The sequence below is a fragment of the Intestinirhabdus alba genome (assembly GCF_009711095.1).
Lineage (GTDB): Bacteria > Pseudomonadota > Gammaproteobacteria > Enterobacterales > Enterobacteriaceae > Intestinirhabdus > Intestinirhabdus alba.
Genome location: NZ_WMJZ01000034.1, coordinates 1 through 23,108, shown reverse-complemented (window position 1 = coordinate 23,108; position 23,108 = coordinate 1). Strand labels below are relative to the sequence as shown.

Sequence of the window (23,108 nt, the reverse complement as noted above, 5' to 3'; positions counted from 1 at the left end):
TAAACGCGACTACATTAAGCTGTGCGATGGTTACCGCCGTTCGCCGAAAGCAGAGGAGCAAACATGAAACAGACAGTATATATCGCCAGCCCGGAAAGTCAGCAGATCCACGTCTGGAGCCTGAGCCAGCAGGGGGAGCTGGCGCTGCGGCAGGTGGTTGACGTGCCGGGGCAGGTTCAGCCGATGGTGGTCAGCCCGGATAAGCGCTATTTGTACGTCGGCGTACGGCCGGCGTTTCGCGTGCTGGCCTGGCGCATTGCGCCGGAGGACGGCACGCTGACCCTGGCCGCCGAATCCGCCCTGCCGGGCAGCCCGACCCATATCTCTACCGATCGTGACGGGCGTTTTCTGTTCGTCAGCTCCTATAATGCCGGGAGCGTTAGCGTCACCCGCCTGGAGGAGGGCCTGCCGGTTGGCGTCGTGGAGGTGGTGGAAGGGCTGGAAGGCTGCCACTCCGCCAATATCTCGCCGGATAACCGCACCCTGTGGGTGCCGGCCCTGAAGCAGGATCGCATCTGCCTGTTTACCCCTGGCGAAGACGGCACGCTGCGCGCCAGAACGCCGGCGGAGGTGACCACCGTTGAGGGGGCCGGTCCGCGTCATATGGTCTTTCATCCGAATCAGCCGTTCGCCTACTGCGTTAACGAGCTTAACGGCTCGGTGGACGTCTGGGCGCTACGGGATGCCCACGGCCATATTGAGCGGGTGCAGACCCTGGATATGATGCCCGCCGATTTCGCCGATACCCGCTGGGCGGCGGATATCCATATTACGCCGGACGGTCGCCACCTGTACGCCTGCGACCGCACCGCCAGCCTGATTACCCTTTTCAGCGTTTCAGAAGACGGCAGCGTGCTGAGCGTGGAGGGCTTCCAGCCGACGGAAACTCAGCCACGCGGCTTCAATATTGACCACAGCGGTAAATATCTGATTGCCACCGGGCAGAAATCACACCATATTGCGGTCTATGAAATCACCGGTGCCCAGGGGCTGCTGAGTGAAAAAGGCCGCTATGCGGTGGGGCAGGGGCCGATGTGGGTAACCATCAACGCCCTGCCGGATTAGGCCGGATCTTTCCCGTCGAAGAGTGAGGTTTCAGTCGCTCTCCGACGGGGCAGCCGCGCAGTCCCCAGAGAGGGGAGCCCACAGCGTGTTGCCGTCGTCGGCCCACAGGTTGAGCAGCAGGGTGAAAAAACGTTCGGCGATAGGGGAGAGCAGGGCATCCTTGCGGCGAATAATCCCCAGCGTGCGGCGGACCACCGGCTCAATAAGCGGAATACCCGTCAGGGTTGGATGCGGGCTTTGCGGCATCGCCAGCCCCGGCAGCACGGAGACCCCCAGCCCGGCCTCCACCAGCCCCAGGGAGGTGGAAAGGTGACGCACCTCGTAAAACCACTCCAGCTTCCACGGCTTATCCGCCAGGTTTTGTTCAATAAGCAGCCGGTTGCCGCTGGATGAACGAACTCCAATCAGCGTGTAATTCAGCAGTTCCTGCCACTCCACCAGCTGTTTATGGGCCAGCGGATGATCCCGTCGGCAGGCGAGAACGAAGGGTTCATTGACCAGCGGGGTGAAGTTAATAGCGGAATTTGTGACGTTGTTCATATTTATGCCGAAGTCAGCCTCGTTGCAGAGGACCGATTCCATGCAGTCATTGGTACCTTGCTCAATAATTCGTATTTTTATATTGGGATAGAGCTGATTAAATTTTCCAATGGCGGCCGGTAAAAAATAGAACACGGCGGTGGGAATACATGACAGCGTAATGATGCCGTGGTGATAAGTATTGAGTTCGCGAATAGTAAACAGCGTTTCTTCCAGTTTTCTGACCAGCTCCCTGGCTTCGGGCAATAACATTTTTCCCGCTTTTGTTAATGTTACCTTTCTGGTTGTTCTTTCGAATAGCTGAACATGTAAATCATCCTCCATCTTTTTTATTTTACGTGTTAATGCAGGTTGCGTAATATTAAGTAATTTAGCGGCATTGTTAAAAGAAGAGGCGTCGGCCAGCGTAACAAAGGCCTTCATACCCGAAAGTTCATTTTTCATTACTTCTCCACTCAGCGATCGCGTTTCCCTGTAAAAGCATACTAACCCTATTACCGGCGTGAAGCGCAGATTAATGCTCTTAAGTTATCAGTTTCTGCCCTGAAGTCATTAGTCTCCTTTTTGGCGGCGTGCAACTATAACCCCAATAAAAATAAGCTTTTAATATTGAGGGAATGGCGATGAAAAAAATACCTTGTGTCATGATGCGAGGAGGCACCTCCCGCGGCGCGTTTTTATTGGCGCAGCACCTGCCCCAGGAGCCGCGCCAGCGCGATAACGTCCTGATGGCGATTATGGGATCGGGCAACGAGCTGGAAATAGACGGCATCGGCGGCGGCAATCCGCTGACCAGCAAGGTGGCGATTGTTGACCGCTCGGCGGACCCCGCCGCCGACGTCGACTACCTGTTCGCCCAGGTGCTGGTGCATGAGCAGCGGGTTGATACCACGCCCAACTGCGGCAATATGCTCTCCGCCGTCGGGTCGTTCGCCATCGAGCACGGCCTGGTCAATGCCACCGCTCCGGTTACCCGGGTGCGCATCCGTAACGTAAACACCAATACCTATATTGAAGCCGACGTCCAGACGCCGGACGGCGCGGTGACCTATGACGGCGAGGCCAGAATTGACGGCGTGCCGGGAACCGCCGCCCCGGTCGGGTTGACCTTTCTGAACGCTGCCGGGGCGAAAACCGGGCATATTTTTCCCACCGGTCGGCGTATCGACTGCTTTGACGGCGTGGAGGTGACCTGCATCGATATGGCGATGCCGGTCGTGCTGATCCCGGCGCAGTCGCTGGGCAAAAGCGGCTATGAAAAACCGGCCGAGCTGGACGGCGATGCGGAATTCCTGCGTCGCCTTGAGTCCATTCGTCTGCAGGCCGGCGAAGCCATGGGACTGGGCGACGTGCGCAACAGCGTGATTCCGAAGCCGGTGCTGATCTCCCCGCCCGCCGACGGCGGCTCGATCTGCGCCCGCTACTTTATGCCCCACGCCTGCCATAAAGCGCTGGCGATCACCGGTGCCATCGCGATCGCCAGCAGCTGTGCCATTGAGGGCACGGTGAGCCAGCCTGTGGCGCGGCCAAAAGGGGGGGACAAAATCACTATTGAGCATCCCGGCGGCAGCCTGGACATCGCGCTGGCTCGCCAGGGAACCGATCCCGCCGCTCTGCGCGCCTCCGTTATTCGCACTGCCAGAAAGATTTTTTCCGGAGAGGTTTATCTGCCCTGAGCCGGTTCATCGCCTCTGCGCGATAAATGCAGAAGTGAAGGATGACAACATACGGACAAACGGAATAAAAAAATGAATAAAAAAGCGTTATGGAAACTCATCGCTATATTAGCGATCCCCTGTATTATCGGCGTCATACCGGCACCCGCCGGATTAAGCCAGCTGGCCTGGGTGCTGTTTGGTATCTATCTGGCGGCGATTGTCGGCCTGGTGATCAAGCCCTTCCCTGAGCCGGTGGTACTGCTCGTCGCGGTTGCCGCCTCGATGGTAGTGGTGGGCAACCTCTCCGACGGCGCGTTTAAAACGACCAGCGTGCTGAGCGGCTACGCCTCAGGGACCACGTGGCTGGTGTTTTCCGCCTTTACCCTCAGCGCCGCGTTTGTCACCACCGGGCTGGGCAAGCGCATCGCCTACATTCTGATTGGTAAAATCGGCAGCACCACCCTCGGGCTGGGCTACGTCACCGCGTTTCTCGATCTGATCCTCGCCCCGGCGACTCCGTCGAACACGGCGCGGGCGGGCGGCATCGTCCTGCCCATCATCAACAGCGTGGCGGTGGCGCTCGGCTCCGAGCCGGAAAAAAGCCCGCGCCGCGTCGGCCGCTATTTAATGATAACGGTCTACATGGTGACCAAAACCACCAGCTATATGTTCTTCACCGCAATGGCGGGAAATATTCTGGCGCTGAAGATGATCAACGATATCTGCCACCTGCAGCTGAGCTGGGGCGGCTGGGCGCTGGCGGCGAGCGCGCCGGGGCTGATCATGCTGCTGCTGGTACCGCTGACCATCTACATTATGTATCCGCCGGAAATTAAAAAGGTGGACAATAAAATCATCGCCAAAGCCGGGCTTGAGGATCTGGGGCCGATGAAGGGCCGGGAAAAGATGCTGCTGGGGATCTTTGTTCTGGCGCTGTTGGGCTGGATCTTCAGCAGCAGCCTTGGGATCAACGAGTCCACGGTGGCTATCGTGGTCATGGGGGCCATGCTGCTGCTCGGGGTTGTCACCTGGGACGACGTGGTTAAAAACAAGGGCGGCTGGAATACCTTAATCTGGTACGGCGGGATTATCGGCCTGAGCTCGCTGCTGTCGAAAGTGGAATTCTTCGACTGGCTGGCGCAGCTGTTCAGAAATAATATCTCTTTTGGCAACCACAGCAACGTCGCCTTTTTCGTAATCCTGTTCCTCAGCATTATTATTCGCTACTTCTTTGCCTCCGGCAGTGCCTATATTGTGGCGATGATGCCGGTATTCGCCATGCTGGCAAACGTCTCCGGCGCGCCGCTGATGTTAACCGCGCTGGCGCTGCTGTTCTCCAACTCCTACGGCGGCATGGTGACCCACTACGGCGGGGCGGCCGGCCCGGTTATTTTCGGCGTGGGCTATAACGATATTAAATCCTGGTGGACGGTCGGGGCGGTGCTGACGCTGGTGACCTTCCTGATTCATATTACCGTCGGCGTCTGGTGGTGGAAGATGTTAATTAACTGGAATCTGCTGTAACACGCTATTCGCGCCTTAATCCCTGCTATTACGGATATAAGGCGCACAACCCCGCGGGCGCTTTTCAACAGCGCCTGCACAACCCCGGCTCCAGGCATACAGACAAGTCGAATAGCCTGCGGCAGGTCGGGTAGATAACAAGACTATTTTTACTGGTCGCCCGCGTCGGTTAGCGCGCGGCATAGATGGAGTTTCTGATGATTAAGCTTTATGAGAATGGCGTTTATCTTCGTGCAGGAAAAGAGATTATTGCCGGGGAAGATTTTGCGGATAGCGGGCAAAAAGAGGCGGCGAAAAAAGGCACTATTTCATGGTCGGTTCTCGCCGCGCATAATACCTCCGGTAATATGGATAAGCTTAAAATAAAATTTGATGCCTTAACCTCGCACGATATTACCTATGTGGGCATTATTCAGACCGCCAAAGCCTCCGGCATGGAGCGCTTTCCTTTACCCTACGTGTTAACCAACTGCCATAACTCGCTGTGCGCCGTCGGCGGAACGATTAACAGCGACGACCATATTTTTGGCCTGTCCGCCGCGAAGCGCTACGGCGGTATTTTTGTGCCGCCGCATATTGCGGTTATTCACCAGTACATGCGCGAAATGATGGCCGGCGGCGGCAAGATGATCCTCGGCTCCGACAGCCATACCCGCTACGGTGCGCTGGGAACGATGGCCGTCGGCGAAGGGGGCGGCGAGCTGGTGAAACAGCTGCTGAACGACAGCTGGGATATCGACTATCCGGACGTAGTAGCGGTCTATCTGACCGGCAAGCCCGCTCCGGGCGTTGGCCCACACGACGTGGCGCTGGCCATCGTGGGCGCGGTGTTTAAAAACGGCTACGTCAAAAATAAAGTGATGGAGTTTGTCGGACCGGGCATCGCAAACCTCTCCACCGACTACCGCAACAGCATTGACGTGATGACCACCGAGACCACCTGCCTTAGCTCCATCTGGCAGACGGACGACGAGACCCGCAGCTGGCTGGCGCTGCACGGCCGGGAAGCGGATTATCGCGCCCTTAGCCCGCAGCCGCTGGCCTGGTACGACGGCTGCGTTTATGTCGATCTCAGCGCCATTAAGCCGATGATCGCGCTGCCGTTCCATCCGGGCAATGTCTATACCATCGACGCCCTGTACGAGAACCTGACCGATATTCTGCGCGAAGTTGAAAAAGAGTCCGAGCGCATCGGCCACGGCCAGGCCCGCCTCTCCCTGCTGGATAAAGTTGAAAACGGGCGCTTAAAGGTCCAGCAGGGCATTATTGCCGGCTGCTCCGGCGGTAACTATGAGAACGTGATCGCCGCCGCCAACGCGCTGCGCGGTAAATCCTGCGGCGACGACGTCTTCTCGCTGGCGGTCTATCCCTCGTCACAGCCGGTGTTTATGAACTTAACGCAGCAGGGGGCGATAGCGGATCTGATCGGCGCGGGGGCGATTGTCAGAACGGCGTTCTGCGGGCCGTGCTTCGGCGCTGGCGATACCCCGGTCAACAACGGGCTGAGCATCCGCCACACCACCCGCAACTTCCCTAACCGCGAAGGCTCGAAGCCGGGTAACGGACAGATGTCCGCCGTGGCGCTGATGGACGCCCGCTCAATTGCCGCCACAGCGGCGAACGGCGGCTACCTTACGGCGGCGACCGCCGAGGAGCGGGTGCCTGACTACGCCTTCGACCCGACCTCCTATCGCCACCGCGTTTACCAGGGCTACGTGAAGGGGGCGACGCAGCAGGCGCTGATTTACGGCCCCAACATCCGCGACTGGCCGGAGCTGGGCGCGCTGACCGAAAATATCCTGCTCAGCGTCTCGTCAAAAATTCTTGATGAGGTTACCACCACCGATGAGCTGATCCCCTCCGGCGAAACCTCTTCATACCGTTCTAACCCGCTGGGGCTGGCGGAGTTTACCCTTTCGCGCCGGGATCCGGGCTACGTTGGCAGAAGCAAAGCCGTCGCCGCGCTGGAGAAAAAGCGGCAGGCCGGCGAGGTGAGCGAGCTGGCACCGGTTTTTGAGCGTATCCGCCAGATCCCCGGTCAGCAGCAGGTTGATCCGCTGAAGACAGAAATTGGCAGTATGATTTACGCCATCAAACCCGGCGACGGCTCGGCGCGCGAACAGGCGGCAAGCTGCCAGCGCGTCATCGGCGGCCTGGCGAATATCGCCCGCCAGTACGCCACCAAGCGCTACCGCTCTAACGTGATCAACTGGGGAATGCTGCCGCTGCAGATGGTGGACGATCCGACCTTCGAGGTAGGCGACCATATCTATATTCCCGGTATCCGCGCGGCGCTGGACCGCTGCGGCGAGCCGATTGCCGCCTGGGTGATTCGCGCGTCGGGAGAGGTTGAGGAGATCGCCCTCTATATGGAGAATCTGACCGCCGAAGAGCGTGAAATTATTAAGGCAGGCAGCCTGATTAACTTCAACAAGGCCCGGCAGGCGGGATAAGCCACGGCGTTAGCCGGCGGGCGTTAAAAAAGGGTCGTCTGGCGACCCTTTTCAGGTTGATGACAAAGAAGGAAAACGTGGTTTTTCCCTCTTTGTGGTTAGCAGCCGAAAATCAATCAATTGATTTTCCTTGTTTATTTTTGTGGTGATTATGGCCGAACGAGTTCGGCCTGGGGTTTGTCATCAGTCTCAAAGGGTCGCCTGGCGACCCTATTATCATTCAGCGCGAAGGCGCGGGTTCGGCGACCACTCTGCTGCCCGGACCGCGGTTATTATACTCCCACAGCCGGTTGAAGCGGACGTCGTTCAGGTTGCGCTGCACCTGCTTATTATCATCCAGCACGCCGGTATTACCGGTGAACGGGCGCTTTGAGACCGCCGCGTCGGCCCACGGCTGCGCCGCGTTAAAGCCTTCGTTAATAACGCTGTCGCGAATCACCACCTGGCCGTTGACGTTGCCGTCGACGTCCAGCGAGCGGCCCAGCTGCGCCACGCCGCTGCCGGCGGCGTTAAACTGGCTGTTGATAGCCAGGAACCCCCAGGGGATATTTGCCTGGGTGGCCGGCGCGAAGACATACGCCTCCTGCCGGGTGCGGGCGTTAACCACCTGGAATTCGCTGTTATCAAAGACCACGGCTCCGCGGCCGACCACCATATCGACGTCACCTTCGATATAGCTGTTGGTCACCAGGGTGCGCGTCTGACGATCGTTTTGTAGACGGTTCTGCACGCCGCTGTTGCTGACGAAGAAGGTGTTCTGGCGGCCCAGGATATTCACTTCATCGATCTGCACCTTATCACCGTCGCTGCGCAGCGCCACCGCCGGGTGGTTGCCCGCGTCCACGCTGTCGCCCAGGTTGTTCTCAATGGTCAGGTTCTTCAGCTGCAGACCGCTGTTCTGCGACCAGAATACGGCGGAGCAGAGCATCCCGATCCCGGCACCACGTCTATTCTGACAGCTGTCGAACATATACCATGCCGGTTTGCCCGGCATATATTTGCCGCCCGGATTGACGGTGCGACGCCAGTCGGCGACGCTCATCACGCCGTCCAGCGCAAGGCCGATTTTTACGTCGATGGCATTCGCCCCGGTGCCGTACAGGGTCAGGCTGCCCGGCGCGGCGGGAATATAGACCGTCCCCTTATAGTCGCCCGGCAAAATGGCGATGTACTGGCGACGGCTGGTGCGGGTGCCGATGGCGGCGTCGACCGCCGCCTGAATGGTGGTATGGGTGACGCCCGGCGTGCCCGCCGGGCCGACGACGAAGTCAGGCTGCGCGGGCGTTGCGATGGCCGACGGCTGCCACGGCTCGCGCCCGGGGGTCAGGGAGGAAAAATAGTGCGCTGTGGTAAAGTTCTGCGCCTCGCTGGCCGACAGGATCGGCCGTGACGGGGTGCCGGGCGCTTTTTGATCGGAGGGGATCCGATCGGGCGGCGTTGAACTGCAGGCGGTCAGCGTCACGCCAAAAGCCAGTGCCAGCGCCAGACGGGAAACTGAGAATGTGCTCACAGGTTGCTCCGGGCATTGAAAGTTAAATAAAAATCCGTTGAGACCTGCTTTTTATACTAAGTTGAGCGAAACGGGAAGCGACAATGGCAAAAAGTTCATTTATAGACCCGCGCGGGCCTGCGCGGCGGTGAATCGCTGCCGGACGGGAGGCGTCCGGCAGCGCGCGTCAGCTGAACAGGGCGGTAATCGAGGCGCTGGCGAGGGAGTGGAAATGGACGTTAAAGCCCACCATCGCGCCGCTGGCCTGTTCGTCAACCTCCAGCCGCGCCACGTCGAGGGCGTGCACGGTAAAGATATAGCGGTGGGTTTCCCCTTTCGGCGGCGCAGCGCCCCCGTAGCCCGCCTTGCCAAAGTCGGTGCGGGTCTGGATAACGCCCTCCGGTATGGCCACCAGCCCGGAGCCGAAGCCCTGGGGTAGCACGCGGGTATCGGCGGGCAGATTGACCACCACCCAGTGCCACCAGCCGGAGCCGGTGGGGGCGTCGGGGTCGAAGCAGGTGACGACAAAGCTTTTGGTGCCTGCGGGCACGTCGTCCCAGGCCAGCTGCGGAGAGAGGTTATCCCCGTCATAGCCCATGCCGTTGAAAACGTGACGATGGGGCAGTTTTTCCCCGTCGCGCAGATCGCTGCTGATCAGTTTCATGATGGCTCCTCTGTTGCTGAAAAAGTGTAAGCAGAATACCACCGTTCAGACAGTAAAAAAGGCGTCGTTGCGCACGGCGTCGTTCACCGCCCGGGTCAGGCGACGCAGCTGTGCCGGGGAGATAATATAGGGCGGCATCAGGTAAATTAGCCTGCCGAACGGGCGCAGCCACACGCCCTGCGCCACAAAGAAGCGCTGCAGCGCCGCCATATTCACCGGATGGGTGGTTTCGACGACGCCGATGGCCCCCAGCACCCGCACCTCCGCCACCCGCCCGGCCTCGCCTGCCGGGGCCAGCTCCGCGCGCAGCTGCGCCTCAATGGCTGCGACCTGCCGACGCCATTCGCCGCTCTCCAGCAGGCTCAGGCTGGCGGAGGCGGCGGCGCAGGCCAACGGATTGCCCATAAAGGTCGGGCCGTGCATAAAGCAGCCCGCCTCGCCGTTGCTGATAGTCTCCGCCACCCGGCGGGAGGTGAGGGTGGCGGAGAGGGTCATCGTCCCGCCGGTCAGCGCCTTGCCGAGACAGAGTATATCTGGGGCGATCCCGGCGTGCTCGCAGGCGAACAGCCTGCCGGTGCGGCCAAAGCCGGTGGCTATCTCATCGGCGATAAGCAGAATACCCTCCCGATCGCACATTTTGCGGATACGCCGCAGCCACTCGGGATGATAGAAGCGCATCCCGCCCGCCCCCTGCACGATTGGCTCCAGGATCACCGCCGCGATCTCACGGCGGCAGGCCGCCATCAGGCGGGCAAAGCCCGCCATGTCCCGCTCGTCCCACTCGCCGTCAAAACGGCTCCGGGGCGCGGGAGCGAAGAGGTTTTCCGGCAGATAGCCCTGCCACAGGGCATGCATGGCATTGTCCGGATCGCAGACCGACATTGCGCCGAAGGTATCGCCATGATAGCCGTGGCGAAAGGTGAGAAAGCGGCGGCGGCTCTCGCCCCTGGCCTGCCAGTACTGGAGCGCCATTTTCATCGCCACCTCCACCGCCACCGAGCCGGAGTCGGCCAGGAACACGCACTCCAGCGGCGCAGGAGTCATCGCCACCAGTTTGCGGCAGAGATCCACCGCCGGCGCGTGGGTCAGACCGCCGAACATGACGTGCGGCAGGGTGTCGATCTGCGCCTTCATCGCCGCGCCGATCTGCGGATGCCCGTAGCCGTGAATGGCGGCCCACCATGAGGACATGCCGTCCACCAGCCGCTCGCCACTGGTCAACGTCAGCTCGCACCCCTCGGCGCGGGCGACCGGGTAAACCGGCAGCGGGGTGGTCATGGAGGTATAAGGGTGCCAGATATGGCGCTGGTCAAAGGCGAGATCATCCGCGTTCATAATTGACTTGTAAACCAAATTAAAAGTATTTAGGTTTACGAGTCTACACGAACTGATAATGAAGCATATACCCCTATGGCTCTTTCTTCTCGCTGGACACTGTCGCAAGTTACCGAACTTTTTGAAAAACCGCTGCTGGAGCTGCTGTTTGAGGCACAGCAGATCCACCGTCGTCACTTCGATCCGCGCCAGGTGCAGGTCAGCACGCTGCTGTCGATCAAAACCGGAGCCTGTCCGGAAGATTGTAAATACTGCCCCCAGAGCGCCCGCTACAGCACCGGGCTGCGGGCGGAAAAGCTGATGGCGGTACAGCAGGTGCTGGAGTCCGCCAGGCGGGCGAAGGCCGCTGGCTCCACCCGCTTCTGCATGGGCGCGGCGTGGAAAAATCCCCATGAGCGCGATATGCCGCTCCTTGAGCAGATGGTTGCGGGCGTGAAGGCGATGGGGCTGGAGGCCTGTATGACCCTTGGCGCGCTCAGCGAATCCCAGGCGCAGCGGCTGGCCCGTGCAGGGCTGGACTACTACAACCACAACCTCGACACCTCGCCGGAGTTCTACGGCAACATCATTACCACCCGCTCGTATCAGGAGCGCCTGGAGACTCTGGAGAAGGTGCGCGACGCCGGGATTAAGGTCTGCTCCGGCGGTATTGTCGGCCTTGGGGAGACGGCGAAAGATCGCGCCGGGCTGCTGCTGCAGCTGGCAAACCTGCCGACGCCGCCGGAGAGTGTGCCGATCAATATGCTGGTGAAGGTAAAAGGGACGCCGCTGGCGGACAATGATGACGTGGACGCCTTTGATTTTATCCGCACTATCGCCGCGGCGCGGATCGTCATGCCGACCTCCTGGATACGCCTCTCCGCCGGGCGCGAGCAGATGAACGAGCAGACCCAGGCGATGTGCTTTATGGCCGGGGCCAACTCTGTCTTTTACGGCTGTCGGCTGCTGACTACGCCGAACCCCGGGGAGGATAAGGATTTACACCTGTTCCGCCGGCTGGGGCTGAATCCGCAGCAGACGGCGGTGGCGGCCGGCAACAGTGAACAGCAGCGGCGGCTGGAGCAGGTGCTGGCGACACCGGATACCGACGCTTACTACAACGCGGCGGCACAATGAGCTGGCAGCAAAAAATTGACGCGGCGCTGGCGGCGCGCCGTTCGGCCAACGCCCTGCGCCGCCGGACGACGGTGGACCAGGGCACCGGGCGCTGGCTGACGTTTAGCGGGCGTCGCTACCTCAACTTCTCCAGCAATGACTATCTCGGCTTAAGCCAGCATCCACAGGTTGTCCGCGCCTGGCAGCAGGGGGCGGAGCGCTATGGCGTCGGCAGCGGCGGATCGGGCCACGTCAGCGGCTACACCACCGCGCACCGGGCGCTGGAAGCGGCGCTGGCCGACTGGCTGGGCTACGCCAGGGCGCTGCTGTTTATTTCCGGCTTTGCGGCCAATCAGGCGCTGATTGCCGCGCTGATGACGAAAGAGGATCGGATCATTGCCGACCGGCTCAGCCACGCCTCGCTGCAGGAGGCCGCCAGCCTTAACCCGGCGTCGCTTCGCCGCTTCGCCCATAACGACGTGGGGCATCTGGCGCGCCTGCTTGACCAGCCCTGCCCGGGGCGGCGGCTGGTGGTGACCGAAGGGGTGTTCAGTATGGACGGCGACGGCGCGCCGCTGGCGGAGATTGCCCGGGCGGCCCGCGACGGTGACGCCTGGCTGCTGGTGGATGACGCCCACGGCATCGGCGTTACCGGCGAGCAGGGGCGCGGCAGCTGCTGGCACCAGCGGGTGAAGCCGGAGCTGCTGGTGGTCACCTTTGGCAAAGGCTTCGGCGTCAGCGGAGCGGCGATCCTCTGCGCTGACGACGTGGCGGAGTACCTGCTGCAGTTTGCCCGGCATCTGATCTACAGCACCAGTATGCCGCCCGCCCAGGCGCAGGCGCTGCGGGCTTCGCTGGCGATCCTGCGCAGCGCGGAAGGGGATGAGCGACGGGCCGCGCTGGCCGCGCGGGTGGCGCGTTTTCGCGCCGGCGTCCGCAGGGCGGGCTTTGCGCCGACGGCCTCGCACAGCGCCATTCAGCCGCTGTGGGTGGGTGATAACCTTCGCGCCCTGGCGCTGGCCCAGGCGCTGCGCGATCGGGGCTGCTGGGTGACGGCGATCCGCCCGCCCACGGTGCCCGCCGGCACGGCCCGGCTGCGTCTGACCCTCACCTGCTCCCAGCGGACAGAGGATATTGACCGCCTGCTGGAGGCGCTGCATGACGCCGGTCAATAAGCGGGCCATCGCCACCGCCTTTGGCCGCGCTGCCGCCCGCTATGAGCGGCACGCCGCGCTGCAGCACCTGAGCGCCGGGACGCTGCTGTCGCGGCTGCCGGATGGCCCGTTTCCGCAGGTGCTGGACGCAGGCTGCGGGCCGGGGCGTATGAGCCGCTACTGGCGCGAGCGCGGCAGCCGGGTTACCGCGCTGGATCTGTCGGCGGCGATGCTCGACGAGGCGCGACGGCAACAGGCCGCCCACCGCTACGTTATGGGGGATATCGAGGCACTGCCGTTGGCAACCGGGAGCTTCGATCTTGTCTGGAGCAGCCTGGCCGTGCAGTGGTGCGACGACCTGCAGGCGGCGCTGGGGGAGCTGTGCCGGGTGGCGCGCTCCGGCGGCACGGTGGCCTTTAGCACCCTGGCCTGCGGATCGCTGCCGGAGCTGCGCCAGGCCTGGCGGGCGGTGGACGATCGGCCGCACGTTAACCGTTTTTTAACGGAGGAGGCGCTGCGGGAAGCAACCACCGTCCGGCGCGGCGCGGGATGTCTGGAAACCTTCACCCTGTGGTTTGACGATCCGCTCAGCGCCATGCGCTCCCTGAAGGGAACCGGAGCCACCCACCTGCACGCGGGGCGCACTGCGCGGGGGCTGACGCGCGGCCAGCTGCAGCAGCTGCGGCTGGCCTGGCCCCGACGGCAGGGTAAATATCCGCTGACCTGGCATATCTTTTCAGGAGTGATTGAACGTGACTGAACGCTATTTTGTGACCGGCACCGACACCGAAGTGGGTAAAACCGTCGCCAGCTGCGCGCTGCTGCGGGCGGCGACGCGGCGGGGCTACCGGACGGCGGGCTACAAGCCCGTCGCCTCCGGCAGCGAAATGACGGCGCGGGGGCTGCGCAACGGCGACGCGCTGGCCCTGCGGCGCAGCGCCAGCCTGGCGCTCCCCTACGGAGCCGTAAATCCCTTTACCTTCGCCGAGCCGACCTCGCCGCATATCGCCAGCGCCGCCGAGGGGAGACCGATCCACGGGGCGGCGCTTTCCGCCGGGCTGCGAGCGCTGGAGGCGCAGGCCGATTGGGTGCTGGTGGAGGGGGCGGGAGGCTGGTTTACCCCCCTTTCCGCGACGCTGACCTTCGCCGACTGGGTGCAGGCCGAGGGGCTGCCGGTGATCCTGGTGGTGGGCGTGAAGCTGGGCTGCATCAACCATGCCATGCTGACCGCCCTGGCGGTGCGTCAGGCGGGGCTGCGGCTGGCCGGGTGGGTGGCCAATGGCGTGGTGCCGCCGGGAGAACGCCATCAGGAGTATCTGGCGACGCTGAGGCGCGTCGTCCCGGCACCGCTGCTGGGGGAGATCCCCTGGCTGGAAGGGGGAGCGATGGGGGAGGGAACAGAACAATATCTCGAACTCTCCCTGTTGAACGGTGGCTAAATCTGTAGAAGCGGCGGGCCGGATCGCCTTTGCGGCCCGCGCTTCGGCAGGCATCAAAAAGCAAAATTAAGCGATAAATTTTTTTTCACGCTTCGCCCGCCGACAAAAAGGCGATTTAGCCAGGCGGCACGCCATAGGGGCTGCAGACAGTTATCCACTATTCCTGTGGATAACCTTGTGCATTAGAGTTAGAAAACGTGGGGCAAGCGAGAGAATACGCGGCCTGCGGCTGAATTGACGCGAAAGCCGTCTCAAGAAAATATTCTCTTATTTTCAGATGGTTATATAAAATCAATGGCTGTCAAGAAAGTGTCATGATGAGCCGAAAAGTTTCGTTACGACTCTTGACAAATGTTAAATAAGGTCCAGGTCTGGGGATAACCGCGCGGAGCCTGTATGACAGGCGGTTTCGGCGGCACAAACTGGTTTCACCGGAGAGGAGTCTGAAGCCGGACGTTTGAGTCTCTATACCCTAAATAATTCGAGTTACATGACAACACCTGGTGCGTTTTGAACAGCCCCCGGGCCGCCGCTGCGCGGCGTTCAAATCTGCTCCCGACAGATTTGTCACTCACTCCGGTCACATAGTTCGCTATGCTCCCGGGGATTCATTCGCTTGCCGCCTTCATGCAACTTGAATTATTTTGGGTATAAATTAGCCGTTGGATCGGTATCTCTCCTGTAGAGACGTTATTATTACACTATCTGGTAATAATTAACGATTGCCGCCGGCGAATGATTGAATAATATGATGTGCTGCCTCCTGCGCTATTTTAGACAGCTTCGCATAAGACGGTTAATATAGGGTTAGATCTGAAGCATAATGGATATTGCAGGACTATGGCCGTTATATTTCAGGCTACCTGTGCGTCGGTTTTACCCGGCTCATTGGGGCCAGCCCTGGGGCGATTTAAACCACGCTGCGTGTTGTTCTGCAATCTGCAGTATGACGAGTATAACAATTGTAATTATCATTTTATTACTCACTAAATAGCGCTGTTGTCTGGTGGCGTTGCTTAGTATTTTTCATTTTAAAAAGTCTTTTTTTTAGTTTGAAGTTTCGTGATTTCCTGTCGGTATATGTATTAAGGTACGGTATCAGGTTAAAAACGATATTGTCTCTTCCGACGCCAGAATAACGACAGCCTGAACTTTTTGCCCCGAATGAAAAGTGCGGAAAGTATTTTACGGATAATTAATCAGGGAAACACATGACAGCCAGTCTGACACCACTCTTGTTCAGCCACAGCCACCATCTTCTGGTGGTCAGGGGCTGCGACGCCGCGCCGGCAGCCTGTTGTGCCAGCAGCTTCTACAGAAGCTAATGGCGGCAGGGGCCAGTTACTGACAAGAGAGACCGGGATCGGGATGAACTTTAATGACGGTTACGAAGGAGAGACAAAATGAGTGATGCCCTTATACGGACGGCCGGGGCGCTGGCGCAGCAGCAGCTGAGCCAGTCGCGCTACGGTCTCCGCGTGCATGAGTGCCCCTGGTTTCTTGACGTGCTGCGCTTTCGCGGCCGCGAGTCGCTCAGCCAGCCCTGGCAGTACGATATCACCGTCACCTGCCCGGCGGCGGACCTCAGCGGCGGGTCGCTGCTGCTGAAGCCCGCCGCCTTTACCTTCCTTACCCCGACGTTCAGCGGCGCGCCCGCCCTGCCGCTGCGCACGGTATACGGCGTAATTGAGTCGTTCCGGCGCATCTCCGGCTCTGCCGACGAGACCTGCTATGCCCTGCGGCTGGTGCCGCGCATGGCGCTGCTGAAGCATACCCGCGGCTGCGACGTCTGGCTGAACCAGTCGGTGACGGAGGTGGTGGAGCAGATACTGCGCCGGCACGGGCTGGAGGGGCCGGACTTTGAGTTTCGCCTCTCCCGCGACTATCCGCCCCGGGAGCTGATAACCCGGTGGCGGGAAACGGACCTGGCGTTTGTGCAGCGGCTGCTGGCGGAGGTGGGGATATTCTGGCGCTATGAGATGGACACCCGTCTTGAGCGGGACATAGTCATTTTCCAGGACACGCAGGCGCAGTACCCGGCGGCGGTCAGGCTGCCGCTGCGCCATCCGTCGGGGATGAGCGACGGCGGTCAGGAGAGTATCTGGGATATCCGCACCGTCAGCAGCGTGGTGGCGGGGAGCGTCACCACCCGGGACTACAACTACCGTCAGGCCCTGACGCCGCAGGAGAGCAGCGTGGGGGCTGACGCCGGAGAAGGGCTCACCACCGGGGAGGTGTATCACTATGCGGAGCCGTTTCTGACGGCGGGGGAGACAGAGACGCCGGAGAGCGGGGCGTTTTATGCCCGTCTGCGGCACGAGCGGCTGCTCAACGGGCAGCACAGGGTCAGCGGGCGCGCCACCAGCCCGCTGCTGACCCCCGGGCAGGTGCTGGAGAGCGACGGCGGGCTGCCGGAGACGGTCAGGGAGGGGATTGTCATCACCGGGGTGCAGAGCAGCGGTTCGCGGCGGAGCAGCTTCCGGCTGGAGTTTGAGGGTATCCCGTACAGCGAAAGCGTCTGCTACCGGCCGCCGCTGACGGAGCGACCGGTCATCAGCGGCTCGCTGCCGGCGCGGGTGGAGAGCGTGCAGAAGGGTGACCGCTACGCCTGGCTGGACGAGTACGGCCGTTACCGGGTGAGGCTGGACTTCGACCGCAGCGAAAGCGGGCAGGGCCATGCGTACCTGTGGCTGCGGATGGCGAAGCCCTACGCCGGGGAGACGTATGGCTGGCACGCGCCGCTGCCGGACGGCACGGAGGTGTCGGTGATGTTCGACGGCGGGGATCCGGACAGGCCGTATATTGCGTATGCGCAGCATGACTCAGAGCACCCGGACCCGGTGACGCGGGACAATCACACGCGCAACGTGCTGCGCACGCCGGCGAACAACAAGCTGCGGATGGAGGACCGGCGGCAGGAGGAGCATATCAAGCTGGCGACGGAGTACGGGAAGAGTCAGCTGAACCTGGGGCATCTGGTGGATGCGCAGCGGCAGCAGCGGGGGAGCGGTTTTGAGCTGCGCACCGACGAGCACGGGGCGCTGCGGGCGGGAAAAGGGCTGTTCCTGAGCGCGGACCGGCAGGCGAAGGCGCAGGGCGAGGTGCCGGAGATGCGCGCGGCGGAGCAGCGGCTGAGTCAGGCGAACGGGCAGATGGAGGCGCTGAACGGGGCGGCGGAAGCGGCGGGGGCGCTGGTCAGCGATATCAGCGAGCAGATAAATCTGCTGACGGAGCGGCTGAAAAATCTGCGCTCGGCGGTGCTGCTGGCAAGTGCGCCGCAGGGGATAGCGCTGACGTCAGGAGAGCATCTGCAGCTGAGCAGCGCGAAGAACACGATGGTGAATGCGGGTCAGCAGCTGGACATCGGGGCGATGAAGAGCCTGACGGTGGCGGTGGAGAAGGGGCTGGGGCTGTTTGTGCATAAAGGCGAGGCGAGGGTGGTGGCGAATCAGGGAGAGGTGGAGCTCCAGGCGCAGCACAACAGGCTGTCGCTGTATGCGCAGCAGGCGCTGACGATAACCAGCAGCGAAGACGAGATAGTCATCAGCACGCCGAAAACGCTGACGCTGAACGGCGGCGGCTCGTACCTGAAGCTGAACGGCAGCGGAACAGAGCACGGCACGCAGGGGCATTTTATTGTGAAGGCGGCGGATTACCTGGTGCCGGGGAGCGGGGCTGACATGCCAATTGAAGCACCAAATTTTGATTTGACTGATATTACCTTGCAGAATCGCATCATCAGTAAATCACTTAACGACTGAGGTAAGAGCATGAAATCATTAGTAGCCAGGATTTGCAATAATTTCTTGTATGTCCTTTTGTTCATATTTTCACAAAGTGGCTTCTGTACTGAATTAGTAACACCTACAAACACTGTTGTGGGCTTTTATAAAGCTCTTTTAAATTCAGATACAGAAAAAATGAGCGAAGTGATCGAGGAATATGTGTCCGGAAACCTCTTGAAAAGCATTCAGGATTCTACTATATGCAATTACGACACTGTTATTTCCGCTTCTGATGGTGAAACGGAGAAAATATGCTCTGCAAAGCGCGAATGCAAAGAATATAAAGGAAATTATATTTGCGACTGGTACGGTATCGGAATAGAAACCGATGTAAACTATTTTACGAAGTCACAAGATACATATCCTTCCTGGAGGGGCAGTATAAAAACCAGTATCGTTAAACAAGAAGAGTACGAGTCTGTCATTGCCGTGGTTTTGGGTGAGGGTGAAGAGGTTACATCCCCACTAACAGTTTCTCTGGAAAAAATAGATGGACAATGGAAAATTAAAAGCGTAACGGATTGAGAAGGCTATAATTATGTGGAATAAAGATGAAGCGGTAAGTTATATAAATTCTCATGTGGAGCCAAAAAGTATTGGCAAATGTGCTAATTATGTAAGAAGAGCGGTGGAGGCAGGTGGGGTAAAAATCCGGATTCCTCGCCCAAGAATAGGGAATTCAGCTTCAGCATGTGATTATGGATCTTCATTTGAATCCGTTGGCTTTAAAGCCATCTATACCTATCCAGGAACCGGCGCTACCGATACTGCAGCTATTCCTGGGCAACAAACAGGAGATATTGTTGTAATCCAACCCATTGATGGTCATCCACATGGACATATTGCTTTATTTAATGGAACCAATTGGGTTTCTGACTTTATACAGTTAAAAGGTTTTTATCCGGGGAAAAAATACAGAAGCGTAAAGCCTGCTTATACCCTCTATCGTTATTCAGAGCCTGATGCTTCTGAAGGAAATGCCAAGGGCAATAATCATCTTATCAACATTGTCTGGCCGATCCCTGCCAATAACCGGGGAAGGGAGTTTGCAAACCGGGACGAGATTCTTTCTCACCTGAGAGGGGAATCAACCGGACTTTATATGATTGGTCGAAACGGTATGTGGCACGGTGGTATCCATATTACAAATGCCACAACCCCGTGGTGCGCTTTGAGTGGTAAAGCAGCATCTGAAATCATTGATTTTCCGATAGCGTATAAAGGTGAGCAGTCAGTACGTTGTATGGCCGACGGGGAAGTCGTTGCATACCGTATCTGTAAAGATTATATAGAATTGCCGTGGGAAATAGGTCCGCTAAGTGTGTCCGGTTCATTCGTGCTGGTGAAGCACTATATTCAGCCGGGTGAGGGTAAAGAAAGCGGTTTGCATTTCTATACGCTGTATATGCATCTGGCTCCGTATTCAGCTTATGAATTAGCAATGGAAAATCAATGGATTACTAAAGATACGCTTAAGGCGTATTCCGAGATAGACTGGCTCATGGCAAAGCTGACTTCAGAAAAGTTACAACCTCAGTCTGTAGGAAATATGCCTGAGGGAGCAAGAATTGAATGGAACGCATCTGATACCAGTCTTACTTCGATGGGGTTCAATAAGCGGCGATATGGTCTTGTGACGCTTAAAGGCTTACCAGATATAGACAAAGGCGATAAGAATGATAAGAAGTTAACCACATTAAATATTGGTGAACGTTATTGGGTGGTGATAGATAATAATAATATTAAACCAGCCCCCGATATTGGCCCGTCGTGGTGGAGAAAGCTTATGCCTCCGGCGAAAGATGTCATGAAATTTAACGAGGTCGTATGCCCGACTCCCTATGCTATTAGTGCCGGAGACTCAGTAGGTCATTTAGGGTATTATCAGGCAGCAAAAGACGGTGGCTATGAAGCCCGCTATCAGGTACACATAGAGTGTATAAGTATGGATGATAATCTGGAGAAATTTCTAACCAATCCGGAAAACGTGGGTAAAAATAATCCGCTCTGGCTGAAGTATTCTCCTGGCCTTGAGTTGTATAAAAAAGATGTCGCGACGAAAACCTTTGTCAAGGATACAAGGGTGACGACCCGGGCAGGACTTCTGACGCTAAGCCATGTCCCGACAGAAATAGATAAATCAACAAAGCAGGAATACTGGCTGCTCAGGTCAGAAAATGCTTATGTGCCAAAAGGTCTGGCTCAACCTGAACTTTTGTCTCAGTACGATCTGGCGAAACAGGGGTTCAGAACTGAAATTTCAGAACCGTCAAGTTTTGATTATCTGAATGGCAAAACCCAACCTGTTGGTTTTTTCCGCAGTGTAATGGAATGGCTTTACAATGCAGCAAAGGAAGATAACCGTACCAGTCATGCGCTGGTAAAACATAACTATCAACGTCTATTGAAAAAAGTTGACAGTGAAAGTGCTAACTATTCATCTCTGGAATATGGAAGTGCGTTTCACAATCCTGACTATCGCGATGTCATACTCAAAACTATTGTCAAACATCCAAGCGATTGGTACTTCAAAAAAGAAGATACCATCTGGCAATCATTTCTGGATGCTCTGAAGAAAGAAGCTCCGGAATGGAAGAGGTACAGTGAAGAGTTTATCGAAAAAATGACCTGGATGAGAGAGGTGACAACAGAAAAATTGGGGCCATCATTATGGCATATGCATCCTATTATGTTTCTGTCCACGTTCAGGAGGAAAAGAACCGGTTGGGCACATAGTCCATTTGCAAATCTTTTAGGGAAAGTAGAGTCAAAAAATGATTATTCAGCCTATAATGTCACTAAGACAGGTGCATCTGTCCCACATTACAAAACCAATCTCACAAATATGACATTACAGGAAGTTATGGATGCTCAAAAAGAAAGACAAATGTTTGCAACTGGGCGGTTCCAGATTATCCCTGGTACGCTTAAAAGTGCTGTAAAAATACTTGAACTAGATAAAACAGCGCTTTATGATGCTGAAATGCAGGATAAAATTTTTGAGGATTATCTGATTAAAATAAAGAGACCTGCGATTAATAATTATCTTGAAGGCAATGGAAGTGTCGAAGATGCCATTTATGAATGGGCAAAAGAGTTCGCTTCAGCCGGTGTGCGAAAAGGGAAACCAATAAGCCCTAAAAAAGTGGCGGTTCTGGATGAAAAAGGTCGTCCAGTTTATGAAAATGGCAAAAAGAAGTATAAAATTATCCCCAGAAAGGCTAAGGTTGAAGGTGAGTCTTACTATGCTGGTGATGGGTTGAACAAAGCACACATATTACCTGATGAAATGGTGAAGTCTTTAGAGGATTCTAAAAATGAAATATAATAAAATACTAAATAAATTTCCATTTTTTATGTTAGCTCTGATTTTATCGTCTAAGTCCTCTGCTAACAATATTCCCAATCCTCAATTCTCTGATTACCAGGTCCCTGTAAGTCAAGGACCGTTTGAAGAAAAACTTCATTTGACAAAATTACAGGGCAAATATTCTTTATACTGGAAAAATAAAACACAAGAACAATTAACCAGATCTGTTAACTTTGCCGGACATTACAGAATCTATACTATCTTTGGTGGGCATGGTGAAGAATGCAAAAACGATAATTGGGTATGTGGCTGGGTCCTTGATAAACAAACGGGTAAAGTTGTTGCAACACTTCCTGCTGATGATAATGGAAGTAGTATTTATGCTGACATCGCTGATAATGGTACCCCGACAGGGTTGCCATTTCAAATGGACGCCTTTAAAAATAGTTCAATGATTGCGATAACCGGGCAATCCATACCAGCAATGAATAAAACGGAGGAGGCTCCTGTTTGTAAAACCGTTATATTTAATTTTAACGGAAACAAATATATCCGCTTAATTGAATCATTGGCGGGTTGCGATTAACGATGGTTAATGCTTTAAATAATATAAAATAACTTCCAGAGGGGTTATTTATGCGTGCTTCTCTCCTGTAGATAATTCATTGAAATATTAATAGCGGTGTTATTCAACCAAGGATTGGAACGGAGGGGGTTAATGAGTGGAAAATATTGCTATGGTAAAACGTAAACAGATTGATTTACCTTTATTTTATTAAACTTGTATCCTGAATATTTCGAGCCGCAGGACAAAACGCAGCGCATTTTGAACAGCTGTAGCGTTGGCCCAGTAGGGAGAGACCCTCAGATCCGAATCACGCGGCAAGCGTGCACATATCCGGGAGCATGGCGAACTATGTGAACGGAATGAATACGGTTTGGCCGATACTCATGCAGCCTGAAGTATGACGGGTATATATAAAATATTATCACTTAGCAAGAACAGATATGATGAAAGGCAAAATAGAATGTGCATCCGTTATTATATGAGTCCATGCGCTTTAAGTGCGCAAGGATCGGGAAATGCGGTAAGGGTACACCGACAGGATGAAAACAATTGGCTCTGGCACCTGAATATTTATCTGAATGAAAGCGAACGCAGAATAAAACCAAAGAATTTATCAGGGGGGGCAGAAATAAAAGAGGTTGTATTAAATCTGTTTTTGACCGGGAAAATTTTTCGGGCGGGGGCGAAGGGCACCGAAAAGGTTGCCCGGAGGGAAAACTGCGCAACACAAGCGCTTAGCGCAATTTTTGCTTCACAAGCTCGCCCTGAAGGAGAGACAAAATGAGTGATGCCCTTATCCTGAGGACCGGGGCGCTGGCGCAGCAGCAGTTGAGCCAGTCGCGCTACGGACTCCGCGTGCATGAGTGCCCCTGGTTTCTTGACGTGCTGCGCTTTCGCGGCCGCGAGTCGCTCAGCCAGCCCTGGCAGTACGATATCACCGTCACCTGCCCGGCGGCGGCTCGTACCTGAAGCTGAACGGCAGCGGAAAAGAGCACGGCACGCAGGGGCATTTTATCGTGAAGGCGGCGG

Annotated in this window: 18 protein-coding genes; 14 read left to right on the top strand and 4 right to left on the bottom strand. The window is 57.2% G+C overall.

From position 1 onward, the window contains the following. Positions 1-63 precede the first annotated feature (63 nt). Positions 64-1,065, top strand: a complete 1,002-nt coding sequence (gene pgl, locus GJV78_RS19030; protein ID WP_155109788.1) for a 6-phosphogluconolactonase — start codon at positions 64-66, stop codon at positions 1,063-1,065. 30 nt (positions 1,066-1,095) lie between these two features. On the opposite strand, the gene GJV78_RS19025 is transcribed toward pgl, so the two are convergent. Continuing rightward, positions 1,096-2,049, bottom strand: a complete 954-nt coding sequence (locus GJV78_RS19025) for a LysR family transcriptional regulator (protein ID WP_155109787.1) — start codon at positions 2,047-2,049, stop codon at positions 1,096-1,098. Between the two features lie 179 nt (positions 2,050-2,228). Between GJV78_RS19025 and GJV78_RS19020 the strand changes: the two genes are divergently transcribed. From GJV78_RS19020 to GJV78_RS19010, 3 genes are all read left to right on the top strand, one after another. Then, entirely contained in the window at positions 2,229-3,281 is a 1,053-nt protein-coding gene (locus GJV78_RS19020; protein WP_155109786.1) for a 4-oxalomesaconate tautomerase, read from the top strand. A gap of 72 nt (positions 3,282-3,353) precedes the next feature. Continuing rightward, on the top strand, positions 3,354-4,787 hold the full coding sequence (locus tag GJV78_RS19015; protein WP_155109785.1) for an anion permease: 1,434 nt from the start codon (positions 3,354-3,356) through the stop codon (positions 4,785-4,787). 197 nt (positions 4,788-4,984) lie between these two features. Beyond that, positions 4,985-7,240 (top strand): hydratase, encoded by a 2,256-nt coding sequence (locus GJV78_RS19010; RefSeq protein ID WP_155109784.1) that lies wholly within the window; start codon positions 4,985-4,987, stop codon positions 7,238-7,240. 220 nt (positions 7,241-7,460) lie between these two features. On the opposite strand, the gene GJV78_RS19005 is transcribed toward GJV78_RS19010, so the two are convergent. From GJV78_RS19005 to bioA, 3 genes are all read right to left on the bottom strand, one after another. Next, on the bottom strand, positions 7,461-8,750 hold the full coding sequence (locus GJV78_RS19005) for a putative acyl-CoA thioester hydrolase (RefSeq protein WP_167519653.1): 1,290 nt from the start codon (positions 8,748-8,750) through the stop codon (positions 7,461-7,463). 166 nt (positions 8,751-8,916) lie between these two features. Continuing rightward, a complete protein-coding gene (locus GJV78_RS19000; protein WP_155109783.1) occupies positions 8,917-9,393 on the bottom strand; it encodes a kinase inhibitor in 477 nt (158 codons plus the stop codon). Between the two features lie 45 nt (positions 9,394-9,438). Further along, positions 9,439-10,728, bottom strand: coding sequence for an adenosylmethionine--8-amino-7-oxononanoate transaminase (bioA, locus tag GJV78_RS18995; RefSeq protein WP_155109782.1), 1,290 nt, complete (start codon positions 10,726-10,728; stop codon positions 9,439-9,441). Positions 10,729-10,803: 75 nt separating this feature from the next. Between bioA and bioB the strand changes: the two genes are divergently transcribed. The 10 genes from bioB (at position 10,804) to GJV78_RS18945 (ending at position 23,048) form a co-directional block, all read left to right on the top strand. Continuing rightward, entirely contained in the window at positions 10,804-11,844 is a 1,041-nt protein-coding gene (gene bioB / locus GJV78_RS18990; protein WP_155109781.1) for a biotin synthase BioB, read from the top strand. After that, positions 11,841-12,998 carry an 8-amino-7-oxononanoate synthase gene (gene bioF, locus GJV78_RS18985; protein WP_155109780.1) on the top strand — a complete coding sequence of 386 codons (1,158 nt, stop codon included), beginning with the start codon at positions 11,841-11,843 and terminating at the stop codon, positions 12,996-12,998. The genes bioB and bioF overlap by 4 nt, the downstream gene beginning before the upstream one ends. Then, positions 12,982-13,737 carry a malonyl-ACP O-methyltransferase BioC gene (gene bioC, locus GJV78_RS18980; RefSeq protein ID WP_155109779.1) on the top strand — a complete coding sequence of 252 codons (756 nt, stop codon included), beginning with the start codon at positions 12,982-12,984 and terminating at the stop codon, positions 13,735-13,737. Before bioF ends, bioC begins: the two co-directional genes overlap by 17 nt. Further along, the gene (bioD, locus tag GJV78_RS18975; protein ID WP_167519652.1) at positions 13,730-14,416 is read left to right on the top strand and encodes a dethiobiotin synthase; all 687 of its coding nucleotides are present in this window, start codon (positions 13,730-13,732) and stop codon (positions 14,414-14,416) included. The genes bioC and bioD overlap by 8 nt, the downstream gene beginning before the upstream one ends. Before the next feature lie 1,403 nt (positions 14,417-15,819). Continuing rightward, entirely contained in the window at positions 15,820-18,177 is a 2,358-nt protein-coding gene (locus GJV78_RS18970) for a type VI secretion system Vgr family protein (RefSeq protein ID WP_155109777.1), read from the top strand. A 9-nt stretch (positions 18,178-18,186) separates the two neighbouring features. After that, positions 18,187-18,726: a DUF3828 domain-containing protein gene (locus GJV78_RS18965; RefSeq protein ID WP_155109776.1), complete on the top strand. Its 540-nt coding sequence runs from the start codon at positions 18,187-18,189 to the stop codon at positions 18,724-18,726. A gap of 13 nt (positions 18,727-18,739) precedes the next feature. After that, positions 18,740-21,529, top strand: a complete 2,790-nt coding sequence (locus GJV78_RS18960) for a hypothetical protein (RefSeq protein ID WP_230979187.1) — start codon at positions 18,740-18,742, stop codon at positions 21,527-21,529. Then, positions 21,519-22,097: a hypothetical protein gene (locus tag GJV78_RS18955; protein ID WP_155109775.1), complete on the top strand. Its 579-nt coding sequence runs from the start codon at positions 21,519-21,521 to the stop codon at positions 22,095-22,097. The genes GJV78_RS18960 and GJV78_RS18955 overlap by 11 nt, the downstream gene beginning before the upstream one ends. A gap of 379 nt (positions 22,098-22,476) precedes the next feature. Next, positions 22,477-22,863 (top strand): hypothetical protein, encoded by a 387-nt coding sequence (locus GJV78_RS18950; protein WP_155109774.1) that lies wholly within the window; start codon positions 22,477-22,479, stop codon positions 22,861-22,863. After that, a complete protein-coding gene (locus GJV78_RS18945; RefSeq protein ID WP_155109773.1) occupies positions 22,860-23,048 on the top strand; it encodes a hypothetical protein in 189 nt (62 codons plus the stop codon). The genes GJV78_RS18950 and GJV78_RS18945 overlap by 4 nt, the downstream gene beginning before the upstream one ends. The last annotated feature ends 60 nt before the right edge of the window (positions 23,049-23,108 follow it).

Excerpts from the sequence above, each read along its gene's own strand:
- pgl (WP_155109788.1), top strand. The coding sequence starts at position 64 with ATGAAACAGACAGTATATATCGCCAGCCCGGAAAGTCAGCAGATCCAC.
- GJV78_RS19025 (WP_155109787.1), bottom strand. The coding sequence starts at position 2,049 with ATGAAAAATGAACTTTCGGGTATGAAGGCCTTTGTTACGCTGGCCGAC.
- GJV78_RS19020 (WP_155109786.1), top strand. The coding sequence starts at position 2,229 with ATGAAAAAAATACCTTGTGTCATGATGCGAGGAGGCACCTCCCGCGGC.
- GJV78_RS19015 (WP_155109785.1), top strand. The coding sequence starts at position 3,354 with ATGAATAAAAAAGCGTTATGGAAACTCATCGCTATATTAGCGATCCCC.
- GJV78_RS19010 (WP_155109784.1), top strand. The coding sequence starts at position 4,985 with ATGATTAAGCTTTATGAGAATGGCGTTTATCTTCGTGCAGGAAAAGAG.
- GJV78_RS19000 (WP_155109783.1), bottom strand. The coding sequence starts at position 9,393 with ATGAAACTGATCAGCAGCGATCTGCGCGACGGGGAAAAACTGCCCCAT.
- bioA (WP_155109782.1), bottom strand. The coding sequence starts at position 10,728 with ATGAACGCGGATGATCTCGCCTTTGACCAGCGCCATATCTGGCACCCT.
- bioB (WP_155109781.1), top strand. The coding sequence starts at position 10,804 with ATGGCTCTTTCTTCTCGCTGGACACTGTCGCAAGTTACCGAACTTTTT.
- bioF (WP_155109780.1), top strand. The coding sequence starts at position 11,841 with ATGAGCTGGCAGCAAAAAATTGACGCGGCGCTGGCGGCGCGCCGTTCG.
- bioC (WP_155109779.1), top strand. The coding sequence starts at position 12,982 with ATGACGCCGGTCAATAAGCGGGCCATCGCCACCGCCTTTGGCCGCGCT.
- GJV78_RS18970 (WP_155109777.1), top strand. The coding sequence starts at position 15,820 with ATGAGTGATGCCCTTATACGGACGGCCGGGGCGCTGGCGCAGCAGCAG.
- GJV78_RS18965 (WP_155109776.1), top strand. The coding sequence starts at position 18,187 with ATGAAATCATTAGTAGCCAGGATTTGCAATAATTTCTTGTATGTCCTT.
- GJV78_RS18960 (WP_230979187.1), top strand. The coding sequence starts at position 18,740 with ATGTGGAATAAAGATGAAGCGGTAAGTTATATAAATTCTCATGTGGAG.
- GJV78_RS18955 (WP_155109775.1), top strand. The coding sequence starts at position 21,519 with ATGAAATATAATAAAATACTAAATAAATTTCCATTTTTTATGTTAGCT.
- GJV78_RS18950 (WP_155109774.1), top strand. The coding sequence starts at position 22,477 with ATGACGGGTATATATAAAATATTATCACTTAGCAAGAACAGATATGAT.
- GJV78_RS18945 (WP_155109773.1), top strand. The coding sequence starts at position 22,860 with ATGAGTGATGCCCTTATCCTGAGGACCGGGGCGCTGGCGCAGCAGCAG.